At 62.7% G+C, this 12191-nt stretch carries 14 protein-coding genes; 11 read left to right on the plus strand and 3 right to left on the minus strand.

What is annotated here, in order from left to right; all coding sequences use genetic code 11:
* The first annotated feature begins 325 nt into the window (after positions 1-325).
* Together AABA48_RS15700 and AABA48_RS15705 are read left to right on the plus strand one after the other, a co-directional pair.
* On the plus strand, positions 326-1213 hold the full coding sequence (locus tag AABA48_RS15700) for an ATP-binding protein (RefSeq protein WP_286351229.1): 888 nt from the start codon (positions 326-328) through the stop codon (positions 1211-1213).
* Between the two features lie 164 nt (positions 1214-1377).
* A complete protein-coding gene (locus tag AABA48_RS15705; protein ID WP_010940890.1) occupies positions 1378-2250 on the plus strand; it encodes a bifunctional 5,10-methylenetetrahydrofolate dehydrogenase/5,10-methenyltetrahydrofolate cyclohydrolase in 873 nt (290 codons plus the stop codon).
* Between the two features lie 83 nt (positions 2251-2333).
* Here AABA48_RS15705 and AABA48_RS15710 read toward each other — a convergent pair whose 3' ends face one another.
* Complete coding sequence (locus tag AABA48_RS15710) at positions 2334-2549, minus strand: hypothetical protein (RefSeq protein ID WP_010940891.1); 216 nt, start codon at positions 2547-2549, stop codon at positions 2334-2336.
* Positions 2550-3076: 527 nt separating this feature from the next.
* Between AABA48_RS15710 and AABA48_RS15715 the strand changes: the two genes are divergently transcribed.
* The 7 genes from AABA48_RS15715 to AABA48_RS15745 all read left to right on the plus strand — a co-directional run bounded on the left by AABA48_RS15715 (position 3077) and on the right by AABA48_RS15745 (position 8836).
* Positions 3077-3643 carry a nitroreductase family protein gene (locus tag AABA48_RS15715; protein ID WP_286351230.1) on the plus strand — a complete coding sequence of 189 codons (567 nt, stop codon included), beginning with the start codon at positions 3077-3079 and terminating at the stop codon, positions 3641-3643.
* Between the two features lie 95 nt (positions 3644-3738).
* The gene (locus AABA48_RS15720; protein WP_286351231.1) at positions 3739-4575 is read left to right on the plus strand and encodes an SCO family protein; all 837 of its coding nucleotides are present in this window, start codon (positions 3739-3741) and stop codon (positions 4573-4575) included.
* Complete coding sequence (gene ctaD / locus AABA48_RS15725; protein ID WP_286351232.1) at positions 4572-6197, plus strand: cytochrome c oxidase subunit I; 1626 nt, start codon at positions 4572-4574, stop codon at positions 6195-6197. The genes AABA48_RS15720 and ctaD overlap by 4 nt, the downstream gene beginning before the upstream one ends.
* A complete protein-coding gene (locus AABA48_RS15730; RefSeq protein WP_286351233.1) occupies positions 6194-6796 on the plus strand; it encodes a cytochrome c oxidase subunit 3 family protein in 603 nt (200 codons plus the stop codon). The genes ctaD and AABA48_RS15730 overlap by 4 nt, the downstream gene beginning before the upstream one ends.
* 16 nt (positions 6797-6812) lie before the next feature.
* A complete protein-coding gene (locus AABA48_RS15735; protein ID WP_010940896.1) occupies positions 6813-7103 on the plus strand; it encodes a cytochrome C oxidase subunit IV family protein in 291 nt (96 codons plus the stop codon).
* A gap of 9 nt (positions 7104-7112) precedes the next feature.
* Positions 7113-8027 carry a cytochrome c oxidase subunit II gene (gene coxB, locus AABA48_RS15740; RefSeq protein WP_286351234.1) on the plus strand — a complete coding sequence of 305 codons (915 nt, stop codon included), beginning with the start codon at positions 7113-7115 and terminating at the stop codon, positions 8025-8027.
* Positions 8024-8836, plus strand: coding sequence for a protoheme IX farnesyltransferase (locus AABA48_RS15745; RefSeq protein ID WP_286351235.1), 813 nt, complete (start codon positions 8024-8026; stop codon positions 8834-8836). Before coxB ends, AABA48_RS15745 begins: the two co-directional genes overlap by 4 nt.
* 20 nt (positions 8837-8856) lie before the next feature.
* Here AABA48_RS15745 and AABA48_RS15750 read toward each other — a convergent pair whose 3' ends face one another.
* Together AABA48_RS15750 and AABA48_RS15755 are read right to left on the minus strand one after the other, a co-directional pair.
* Positions 8857-9189, minus strand: coding sequence for a cupin domain-containing protein (locus AABA48_RS15750; protein ID WP_010940899.1), 333 nt, complete (start codon positions 9187-9189; stop codon positions 8857-8859).
* Positions 9190-9261: 72 nt separating this feature from the next.
* On the minus strand, positions 9262-9402 hold the full coding sequence (locus AABA48_RS15755; protein WP_010940900.1) for a hypothetical protein: 141 nt from the start codon (positions 9400-9402) through the stop codon (positions 9262-9264).
* A 180-nt stretch (positions 9403-9582) separates the two neighbouring features.
* Between AABA48_RS15755 and AABA48_RS15760 the strand changes: the two genes are divergently transcribed.
* On the plus strand, positions 9583-11211 hold the full coding sequence (locus AABA48_RS15760; protein WP_286351236.1) for an L-lactate permease: 1629 nt from the start codon (positions 9583-9585) through the stop codon (positions 11209-11211).
* Between the two features lie 16 nt (positions 11212-11227).
* Entirely contained in the window at positions 11228-12145 is a 918-nt protein-coding gene (locus AABA48_RS15765; RefSeq protein ID WP_286351237.1) for a DNA cytosine methyltransferase, read from the plus strand.
* Positions 12146-12191: the final 46 nt, after the last annotated feature.

The following is a 12191-nucleotide window of genomic DNA, read 5'->3' on the forward strand; positions in this document are numbered from 1 at the left end:
GCAGAATTGCTTTGACAGGGTCAATGGCCGTGGCGTATACAGGATCAATCGGCTTTTCAGTCCAAATTACGGGCAGTTAATTCTACTTTGTCATTGCTGGTTTCTGGTGGTGTAAGGGGGCCGGGGATTCTCCCTCGGATAAGACTCCACGCGTCGCCCGGGTCCCCCGATTCGCCTCAACAGCCATAGGCCTAATCTACTGTCGCACCGGCACCCTGCTTTGTGCGGGACTTTCTTCTCCGGGAGAATCCCCGACTCCCATGGGGACCGTCGGTGGAGCTATGACAGGCTAGTCTTTCCAAATGTCCGGCAAGAAAGATGCGTTATGTTCAACCTGAAACCTGAACTCGTGGCCCGTCTTGAACGGGTGCTCACCTCCGTGGAAATGCTCCTGCCGCGCCCCACGGCACCGGTGGACTGGTCGGTCTGCCATGCCGCCAGCTGGCGCCGCCATTCCTTTTCCGGCTACCTCGAACCGGTGCGCCAGACCGATACGGTCACCCTGCCCGAGTTGCTCGGCATCGAGAAGCAGAAAGAGGTGATGACAAACAACACGCTCCAGTTCCTCCGGGGGCTTCCGGCCAACAACGCCCTGCTCTGGGGATCGCGGGGGACGGGGAAGTCGTCACTCGTCAAGGCACTGCTGAATGAATATGCCACTCAGGGACTCCGCGTTGTCCAGGTTGAGAAAGAGGACCTGATCTACCTGTCCGAGATCTTCGCGGCCGTGGAGAACGAGCCCTACCGCTTCATCCTCCTCTGCGACGACCTGAGTTTCGAGGTGGGAGAGCTGAGCTACAAGATGCTCAAGAGCGCCCTGGACGGCTCGGTCTACTCGGCCCCGGAAAACGTGCTCATCTACGTGACTTCAAACCGTCGGCACCTGATCCCCGAGTACGAGTCGGACAACGTGGGGTGGAAATACGTTAATGGCGAGCTCCAGCAGAGCGAGGCAATGGAGGAAAAGATTTCCCTCTCTGACCGTTTCGGGCTGTGGGTTGCCTTCCACGTCTTCTCCCAGGACCGTTATCTGGAGGCAGTTCGTCTCTGCATCGAGCGTGAGGCCCGCCAGCGCAAGGTGGAGATTCTCTGGACCAAGGAGATCGAGCGGGAGGCCATCCAGTGGTCCCACGATAAGAGCAAGCGGTGCGGGCGGACGGCGTTTCAGTTTTCACGGCATTGGGTTGGGCGCTACCTGCTCGGCGGACGGTAACATGATCTCTCGACAGCTGCGCAACGGGTGATGTTGTGGCCGGTCATTTTTTGTGATACAACGGGAACCTGTTGGTGAAGTTGTCGATTTGTATACGAAAAATGGTTTGTCGTTCCCCGTTGAGGGGGTAAGCCCGGCTTGACGGAGAGAGGAAGTGTGTCGAGATGAATCTGCTGGACGGAAAGAAGTGCGCCGAGAGCCTGGTGGCCGAGATTGCCAGGAAAGTGGCGGGCTACACGGAGTCGGGGCTGCGCACGCCCCACATGACCATCATTCTGGTAGGCGAGCACGCGCCGAGTGAATCGTATGTGAAATCCAAGATCGCCACCAGCGGCCTCGCCGGTTTCGAGAGCACATTGCTGAGGTTCCCCGAGACAATCAGGGAGTCGGAGTTGCTGGCAAAGATCAAGGAGGTTAACGAAGACCCCACCACCGACGGGCTCATCGTCCAGCTGCCCCTGCCGAAGCATATCAACCAGCAGCATGTCATCAACGCCATTGCGCCGGAAAAGGACATCGACGGATTCCATCCGGCAAACTTCGGCCGCATGACCCTGGGGCAGAAGGCGTTCCGTCCGGCCACCGCCTACGGCATCTGCAAGCTGCTGCAGTTCTACGAGGTGCCGGTCAAGGCGAAACACTGCGTCGTGATCGGTCGGTCCAACATCGTGGGCAAGCCGATCTCCATCATGCTCTCCAACGACTTCGATATCGGCAACGCCACGGTGACCCTCACCCACATCGAAACCCCGCGCGAGCTCCTGCTGGATGAAACGCGCCGGGCGGACATCGTGATCGTTGCTGTGGGCATCCCGGGGTTTGTTACGGCCGATATGGTCAAGGATGGGGTCGTGCTGATAGACGTGGGGATCAATCGTCTGGAGAGCGGCAAGATTGTGGGGGATGTGGATTTCGAAAATGTGGCGCAGAAATGTTCCTGGATCACTCCGGTCCCCGGTGGTGTGGGGAGGATGACCGTCGCGGCCCTGATGATCAATACGCTCATGGCCTACCAGAATAATTTCAATCTGGCCTGACCGGAGTCCAAGAGCTGACTGTTACGCTTCCAAGGGGGCGGGGCGCCGTGAGAGGTGTCCCGCCCCTCGTGCGTTCAGTGTCGTTAGGCCGCGAAGCTGTAGTCGTGCGCTTCAACGCACTCGGTTACGGCTTCGAGGAACGAGTTCTCCTGGGGATCAGTGATGATTTCCATCGCGCCGTGGTTAACCGCCCACACCGTGCCGCAGATATCGCAGGTCACGATGTCTTCGGAAAAGCCTTCCGAGTGGAGATCGATGGCTACCTGCTGGCCGTGGGCTTTGCATACGGGGCACTTCATGGTGTTGCTCCTTTCATTCTTGACTAGTTTACTGAAACTATAAACGGGTCTCCTGGGGAATGCAAGGGGCAATATAAAAAAAGTTGCAACAAAACAATATGTTACAAGCATGTTGTGTCGCTGTGTAGACTGCCATTTGGTTTTAGTGTGTATACTGATTTTATTTATACTATAACATACTGTAATTGCATGCTTTATCGTTGGGAAACAAAATTTTATTTTGATAACGGGCACTTTGAGCTCTTGGGGGCCTTTCGTTACAGTCGGGTATCTTCGGCCCATTAGCGCGGCTGGCTGCCGCATGCAGAACATGAGTTGCAATTGTCGCGATTTCAGTTGGAAAATGCCTTCCTGATTTGCGTCGGAGGCCGGCTGCCGGTAAACTTAGTTCTACTTTGCCTCAGGGTGGTGCCGACAGTTCTGAGCGGTTCTTTGTTTTGAGCGGGCGTTTTCTCTCGGGGAGAGCCCGGTCCGTCGATCCCCTGAGGCAAGCAAAAACCGGTATGAACCAACAAGGAGGCATGCAAATGGATACTCTTGAGGCAATCAGGACGCGACGGAGCGTGCGGGCATTTTCAGACCGGCCGGTGGAGCCGGAAAAGCTTCAGATGGTGCTGGAGGCGGCACGCCAGGCGCCCTCCTGGGCAAACATGCAGTGCAGCCGCTTCGTGGTGGTGCAGGATGCCGAAGTCAAGGCAAAGATCAGCGAGCTGTCGTTCGTGGAGGCATTTTTCGCGCCGCTCGGCTACAGGACCAACCCGGCCCAGAAGGCGCTCGCCGAAGCGCCGGTGGTGATCGTTGCCTGCGGCGTGCCCGGCGAGTCGGGCGATCTGCGCGGGCAGCAGTACTACATGACGGACGTGGGGATCGCCACGGAAAACCTCATGCTCGCCGCCCATGCCGTGGGACTCGGCTCGGTGTTTGTCGGCGTCTTCGACGAGGAACAGCTCGGCGACCTCCTGGACATCCCGCCGGAGATCAGGATCGTGGGGCTTTTCCCCCTGGGCTATCCTCGGGATGAGGCCCCGGCAAAATCGGGTCCGGCGCGCAAGCCCCTGGATGAGATCGTGTTCCAGGGCAAGTGGAAATCCTAGCCGGCCGTTGCAACGGAAGCCGGTGCGGGACCGGCAGAACAGACCGCCCCCGCACCGGCTCTCGACAGATTCCGGCGTCCATGACGGAGGGAAGGGTGCTACGATATCTCGTTGTCCTCTGCCTGGCCCTGGTGCTGCCCCTGCACTGTGGCGCGGCCACCGACGGATCCACGCCGGTTGAAGAGCACCATCACCATGCTGCGCCGGCTGCGGCGGAGGCAGCCGGCGTGGGAGTCGACGAGCGGTTGGGGGAGAAGATTCCCCTCGACCTGACGTTCAACGACGAAGCCGGCCGGCCGGTTCGCCTGGCGGATCTGGTTACGGGACCGACGATTATCCTTCCCGTTTACTACCGCTGCACCAATGTCTGCAATTTCCTCCAGAACGGCATGGCAGCGGTGATCCCCGAGATACGGCGGAAACCGGGGGAGGAGTACCGGGTGATTTCCGTCAGCTTCGACGAGACGGAGCCGCCCGATCTGGCTGCCCGTTACCGGAGGATCTATCAGGGTGCCATCACCACGCCGTTCCCTGGGGACGGCTGGCGGTTCCTGACCGGTGATGCGGCGAATATCCGGCAACTGACCGACGCGATCGGATATCGCTTCCAGCGGAAGGGGCGCGACTTCGTGCATCCGGTGGCAAGCGTGGTGATCGCCGGGGACGGCACCATCATCCGCTATCTCTACGGGACCGCCTTCCTACCCAAGGATGTGACCCTGGCCTTGCTGGAGGCGCGGGAGGGGAAAGTCGGCAAGACCATCCGGACGGTGGTGGGATACTGCTTTTCCTTTGATCCGAAGCAGAAAACCTATGTCTTCAACCTGCTGCGCGTGAGCGCCACGGTAGTCATCCTGACAGCCGGGGCATTTCTCGCCTTTCTGCTGACAACGGGCAGAACGGGCTCACGGCAGCGCAAGGGAGGATCATGAACCGGTCTGAACGGACAGGCTCCGCTGCCGGCTTCTGGAGCGACACGGAAAAGGGCGGTATCGGCGCCTGGCTTCTCTCCACCGACCACAAACGGATCGGGCTGCTCTACTTCTGGTCGGTATTCGGCTTTTTCCTGGTGGGGGTCGTGTTGGGGCTCATCCTCCGGCTGGAGCTGATGGCGCCGGGGCGCACCATCATGGGGCCCGATGCCTACAATGCCTTTTTCACCGTACACGGCGTGGTGATGATCTTTCTCTTCATCATCCCCGGCATTCCCGGCGCCTTCGGCAACATGCTGATGCCGATCCAGATCGGGGCCCGGGACGTGGCCTTTCCCCGGTTGAATCTCCTCTCCTGGTGGCTCTATGCCACCGGCGCCGGCGTGATCCTCCTCTCCCTCGTCACGGGCGGCGGCCCGCCGGACACCGGCTGGACCTTCTACCTCCCCTTCAGCGGTCGCACGGCCACCAACGTTTCCCTTGCGGTTTTCGGGGTCTTCATTGTCGGATTCTCTTCCATCCTGACCGGGATCAATTTCGTAACCACCATCCACCGGCTCCGGGCCGAGGGGATGATCTGGGGGCGGCTTCCCCTCTTTGTCTGGTCCCTCTACGCCACGGCCTGGGTCCAGATCCTGGCCACGCCGATCCTCGGCATCACCCTGGTACTGATCATTGCCGAGCGGATCCTGGGGGTCGGCCTCTTCGATCCGAGCCGGGGGGGGGATCCCCTCATGTACCAGCATCTCTTCTGGATTTACTCCCACCCGGCGGTTTACATCATGGTCCTGCCTGCCATGGGAGTGGTGTCGGAGATCATCCCGGTCTTTGCCCGAAAGCCCATCTTCGGCTACAAGATGATCGCCTTCTCCAGTCTCGCCATCGCAGCGGCCGGGTCGCTCGTCTGGGGACACCACATGTTCACCAGCGGCATGAGCGATACGGCGGTGCTGGTCTTCTCCTTCCTCTCCTTCATCGTGGCCATACCCTCGGCCATCAAGGTCTTCAACTGGATCTCCACCCTTTATCGGGGCTCCATCTCCCTGGATCCGCCTATGCTCTTCGCCCTCTCCTTCATCCTTCTCTTCTCCATCGGCGGGTTGACCGGCCTGATTCTCGGTGCGGCCGCCACCGACGTCCATGTGCACGACACCCACTTCGTGGTGGGGCACTTCCACTACGTTATGTTCGGCGGCGCCGGCTTCGCCTTCTTCGCGGCCATGCACTACTGGCTGCCCAAGTTCTACGGGCGGATGTACGCCCGCCGGCCGGCGGTCATCGCCTGGGGACTCATGTTCGTGGGGTTCAACATTCTCTATTTCACCATGAAGGTCCTGGGGATGAAGGGGATGCCGCGGCGGTACTACGATTACCTTCCCGAGTTCGCGACGCTCAACCTGGCGTCCACCATCGGCAGCTGGATCCTGGCTCTGGGGCTCACTGTGATGCTGGTGAACCTGTTCCGGGGGCTTTGGAAGGGGGAGCCCGTGACCGAGGCGAATCCCTGGGGAGGCGCGACCCTGGAATGGACCATCCCGACCCCGCCCCCCACGGAGAACTTTGCCGAGGAGCCGGTGGTGACCCACGGACCCTATGACTTCCGGGGAGCGGGGATACCATGAGCCATGCGACCCATCGGGACTACGCCGGCGCCAAGCTCGGCATGTGGCTCTTTCTCTTCACGGAGATGCTTCTTTTCGGGGGACTCTTCATCCTCTATGCGGTCTATCTCCACCGCTACCCCGCGGAGTTCGCCGTGGCGGGGCACCGGCTCGACCTGGTTCTGGGCACGGCCAATACGGTGATCCTTCTCACCAGCAGTCTTCTGGCGGCACTGGCGGTAACGGCGGTCCAGCGGGACGAGGGGCGCGTGGCATTCCGGGCGCTTGGGGGAACTATCCTTTGCGCCGGACTCTTCCTGGGTATCAAGTACGCTGAGTGGAGCGCCAAGATCAGTCACGGCATCTATCCCGGCTCACCGGACCTGGCGGCCGGACCGCCGGGGGAGTCGGTCTTTTTCGGTCTCTACTACCTCACCACCGGGCTCCACGGGCTCCACGTCCTGATCGGCGGGGTCCTGCTGACCGTGGTGGCGCGGCGGGTCAAGGGGGGCCGGGTTCATGCCGGCGATTATATTTGGCTCGAGAACGGGGCACTTTACTGGCACCTGGTGGACCTGGTCTGGATTTTCATCTTTCCGCTCTACTACCTCATGCTGTGACAGGAAGGAAAGGCGCATGACGTCCGATTCCACAACCCACCGCCCCGTCGGCTACGGCACCCTGGCCTCGGTCTGGGCAGCGCTTCTCATCCTTACCGCGGCCACGGTTTTTGTGACGAGGCTCGATCTGGGGGGATACAAGGTCGCGGCGGCCCTGACCATAGCCTCCGTCAAGGGAGGGCTCGTGATCGCCGTGTTCATGCACATGAAATACGAGGGATGGCTCCTGCGGTGGCTCCTCTTCCTGGCCCTGGTGACCCTGGCCCTGTTCATCGGAATCACCTTCTTCGACGTGCTCTACCGCTGAGGGACTGACGTGCGCGATTTCCCTACCACCACAACCGAAGCCGTTGACCCGGTCTTCATGTTCATCCTGGGGGCCTGCATCCTCCTCCTGACCGGCATCACGGTGGTCATGGTGGCCTTTGTCATCCGCTACCACCGCTCCCGCTCCCCCGAGCCCACGTCGCAGGCGGCGACGAATCTCTGGCTGGAGATCGTCTGGACGGCCCTTCCCACGGTGCTGGTTCTGGCCATGTTCTACTACGGCTGGTCCAGCTACCTGTCGCTTCGTCATGTGCCGCCGGGGGCCATGGAAGTTACGGCCGTTGGCCGCATGTGGTCCTGGAGCTTCGAGTACCAGGGCGGCAGGACGAGCCCTCGTCTCTACGTGCCGGTGGGCAAGCCGGTGCGGGTCGATCTGGTGTCCAAAGACGTTCTGCACGGGTTCTATATTCCCGCATTCCGGGTGAAGCGGGACGTGGTGCCGGGGATGAAGAACCATGTCTGGTTCGTGGCTCCCAAGGCAGGTTCCTATGACATCTTCTGCTCGGTTTACTGCGGCACCGGTCACTCGGCCATGATCACGACAGTGGAGGCGGTTCCCGAGACGGAGTTCCAGGCGTGGCTCAGCCATGGGGAGGAAGGGGAAAAGGAGAAAGAAGGACACGGCAGAGAACTGCTGGAGAAGCACGGCTGCCTCGGCTGCCATTCCCTGGATGGGTCTCCCCGGCTGGGCCCCACGTTTAAGGGTATCTGGGGCCACCAGGTGACCGTGACGGAGGATGGCGTCGAGCGGACCCTGACCGTGGACGAGGCATACCTCGTGCGTTCCATCCGTCAGCCGGCGGCCGAGGTTGTCAAGGGATTCCCGCCGGTCATGCCGCCCTATCCGGGACTTAGCGATGAAGAGGTGGAGGAGATGGTGGAATTCATCAGGGAGCTCAAGTGACCCGGCAGGACCTTGTTCTCTTCAGGCCCCGGCTGGCGCTGCTGAATGGCATCGCGGCGGTGGCGGGGCATGCCCTTGTCCCCGATGCCGCACATGCGACTCTCTGGGTGGCGCTGGCGGGCGTCGCGATCCTGGCCGCGGGGGGCTCGGCCCTCAACCAGGTGCTGGAGCGGGACCTGGACCGCCTCATGGAGCGGACCAGGCAACGGCCCCTGCCCCGGGGCGATCTCTCTCCCGCCATGGCCACTGCCCTTGGCTGTGCCTGCATCGGGGCGGGCCTTTTGGTGCTTGCCGCTGGCGGCCCCGTCCCCCCGCTGCTCGGTGCCGTGGCGCTCGCCTGGTACCTGGCGGTCTATACGCCGCTCAAGCGCCGCACCTCCCTGGCCCTGGCCATCGGGGCCGTGAGCGGCGCACTTCCGCCGGTGATCGGCTGGACCCTTGCCGGGGGCGCGCCCGGAGATTATCGAATCATCCTCTTGGCGGGCATTTTCTTTCTCTGGCAGGTTCCCCACTTCTGGCTGTTCCAGCGCCGTCACGCCGACGACTACCGGCGGGCGGGCATCCCGCTGTTCACCCCAGGGGCCGGGAGACTCGGGCCTTCCTTCCATGTGCGGCTCTGGCTGGGCGCGCTCGCGGCGAGTGTCCTGCTCCTCCCCGCCTTCGGCCTCATGGGTCCGCGCATGGCCCCGTGGATCGCCGCGGTGCCGCTCCTGCTCATCCCGGTCTGCCGTCCTCGCTCCGAAGCAACGCTTTTTTCCTGCCTCAATGCATTTCCGCCCCTGATGGCCCTGGCGCTGCTCCTCCGATAAGGGAGCAGCGCCGGTACCCGTCAGGCCCTGATCATCACCAGCAGCATCTTGAACCGTTCCACGGCCCTCAGAGCGTGGGGGCGATCCGCGGGCATGATGATCATCTGCCCGGCGGCGACCCGGTGGACCTGGCCGTCGATGGTAATGTCGGCGACGCCGTCCACGATCTGGACAAAGGCATCATAGGGGGCCGTGTGCTCGCTGAGTCCCTGGCCTTCGTCAAAGGCAAACAGGGTGATGGTGCCGATCTTCTTGTCGATGAGGGTGCGGCTCACGACCGAGCCGGGTTGGTACTGGGCCAGCTCGGACATGCCGATGGCGCGTCCCGCGAGAGTTTCGTTTCCTGTGCTCATGATATCCTCCCGTGCTTTGTTGTGGTATGGGTACAGTATGCCGTATCCGGGGCGAATCGCCATTGACGGGAGTCAAGGAAGGCGATTGCGGTTCTTTGCCGCGACAGCGGCTCCGTGCCGGCGCCGCCGCCAGATGCCGCGCAGGGCAAAGAACCCCCCGACGGCAGTCAGGGCCCAGATGGTTGCGGTGACGATCAGTTCACTTGTGGTCATGGCATTCCTCCTGCGGTGATGGTGCTGCCATGTCTGGTACGATAGCATCGCCGGCCCGCGATGGCCTTGATGCAGGTCAAGGGTGGGCGGTCTTCCGTGGGGGTTGCCTCGCCGGCGGTGCCGGGTGTATGCTGTGCGACGGTCTGTCGATGCACCGCCCCCGACTCCTGAGGGGCCGGTATGTTACTGGAGGTTATTCCCTTGACCCTGCCGTTGCTGCTGACCCTGCTCCCCATCGTAGTCATTCTCGTCATGCTTCTGGTGTTCCGCAAGGCCGCCGATGTGAGCGGCATCATCGGCTGGCTCGCCATCTCGGTGGTGGCCTGGCTCGGATTCCAGACCGCGCCGGAAGTCATTCTCCGCTCTACCGCCGCCGGCTTTATCCGCTCCTTTTCCGTGTCACTCATCGTGGCAACGTCGCTCTTGCAGATGGCGCTCATGGAGAAGACCGGCGCGCTCCGGCGGATCACCATCTTCATCAGGACCATTGCCAGCGACAACCGGGCCGTGCAGATCATGATGATCAACATCGGCTTCGGGACCCTCATGGTGGCGGTGGGGGCCACGCCGGTCTCGATCCTGCCGCCGATCCTGCTGGCCATGGGCTACTCCACCTACGTGGCCATTGCCCTGCCGGCCATCGGCTACGACTCGCTCTGCACCTATGCGCTCCTGGGCGCGCCCATTGTGGTCTTTGTGGATATCGCCAACAGTTTTCTCGGCAAGAGGAACGAGATCGCCCTTCACCAGGCCGGCATGGTCTTTTACATGTTCCTTCCGGTGGTTTCCACCATGATCGGGTTCTGCATGCTCTGGATTGTAGGGAAGTGGCAGGCGATCCGGGACGGGTGGCTCCCCTGCCTCCTCACCGGCGCGGTCATCGGCGTGGTGGCCCGCTTCACCAATCAGTACGACAACCTGGTGGTGCTGACGGGCGTCCTCTGCGGCATCGCCGTCATTGCCGCCATGGCGGCCTACCTGGTTGTCACCGGCGGCAAAGTGATCGACCGCTCCCTCCTCTCCGCCGAGGAGCGGGAATTCGCCGCAGCCATGCCCCTCTGGCGGGCTTTCATGCCGTGGACCCTCCTCGTTATCCTTATTCTCGTCCTGAACGTTCCCCAGGACCTTTTCTCCTGGCTCTACCGGACCATGAAACTGCCCATCGCGGGCCTTACGGCCGACGGCAAGCCCCTGGACACGCGGGCCCTGTGGCAGGCCTACACCTGGATCCTGGTCAGCACCATCCTGGCCGTGCCGTTCCTGAAGCCCACGGGGGAGCAGCTCCGGGAAACAGTCCGGACCTGGGTCCGGCGGGCACCCCGGCCGGTGTTCGCGGCAGCCGTTTTCTTTGCCATCGGCGAGATAATGAACATGGCGGGCTACGATATGGCGGCGGGCCGGTTCGTGGTGCCGAGCATGGTCACGGTGCTGGCCGATTCCTCGGCCCAGGCCTTCCAGGGGATGTACGGGGAGGTGGTGGCGTTCATCGGGCTTTTCGGCGGGTTCATCACCGGCAGCGAGGCGTCGACCATCGCCATGTTCGCCAAGTACACCATGACCACGGCCAAGAACCTGGACATGCCGCTGTCGGGGCTGATCATCGTCACGGCGGGGCTCGCCTTCGGCGGTGGGCTTGCCAGCGTCATCTCGCCCGCCAAGCTCCAGAACGCTGCCGCAGCCATCGACAGGATCGGCGAGGAGGGGAAGGTGATCCGCATCGCCTTTGTCTTCGCGCTCCTGCTGACCCTGGTCACCTCCCTGTTCGTGGTGGTTCTGCTCACGGTCAACGGCATGGGGAGAGTTTCGTGAGCCCGGAGGGGCGGGGATGAGGGCGGTCGAGCTCTTCTGCGGCATCGGCGGTTTCGCCGCCGCGGTGGAGGGGACGGGCGTCCGCGTGGTGGCGGCTCTGGACCAGGACGAGGCGGCCCTTGCCACCTACCGGCTCAACTTCCCCGGCCACGGCGCGCGGAAGGTGGATCTGGAGCGGGTGAGCGCCTGGGAGCTGACCGCAGGAGGGGTAGACCTCTGGTGGCTGTCGCCTCCGTGCCAGCCTTACTGCGAACGGGGCGTCCGCCGGGATCTGGCTGATCCCCGGGCCCGGAGCCTCGTGCATATCCTCAATCTGGCCGCCAGGATGTCCGATGAGGCTCTGCCGCGCCATCTGGCCCTGGAGAACGTGGCCGGCTTTGTCGGCTCCGAAGCCCACGGCCGGCTCACGGAGGTGCTGTCGTCGCGGGGGTACCGGCTGCAGGAGCGGCTGCTCTGCCCCACGGAGCTGGGCATTCCCTCCCGTCGCCCCCGCTACTATCTGGCCGCCTCCCGGGAGTCCCTGGCACCGGCGGAGGTCCTCTCGCCACTGCCCCGGCAGCCTTTGGCCGAGTACCTTGATCTCCTGCCGGCAAACGGCCAGCCGGCCGAGCTCCTGCTCTCCCCCGCCATCGTGGAACGGTTCGGCGCGGGCTTCCGCATTCTCGACCCTGCCGATCCCGATGCCTACACCACCTGCTTCACTTCGGGCTACGGCAGGTCCCTCACGGCATCGGGGGCCTACCTGTGCTGCAGCGACGGTGTCAGGCGTTTTTCCCCCGAGGAGATCGCCCGCCTGCTGCACTTTCCACCGTCGTTCCGCTTTCCGGAAGAGGTGCCGCTGCGCAAGCGCTGGCAACTGGTGGGGAACAGTCTGTCCGTGGCCGCGGTGCGGGAGGTGCTTCGGGCGTTGCCGTTACCGGCTGAGGAGGGGTGATCGGGGAGGGAAATGAAAAAAGGCGGCTCAAGGCCGCCTTTTTTGT

This window comes from Geobacter sp. 60473 (assembly GCF_036323535.1).
GTDB classification, from domain to species: Bacteria; Desulfobacterota; Desulfuromonadia; order Geobacterales; family Geobacteraceae; genus Geobacter; species Geobacter sulfurreducens.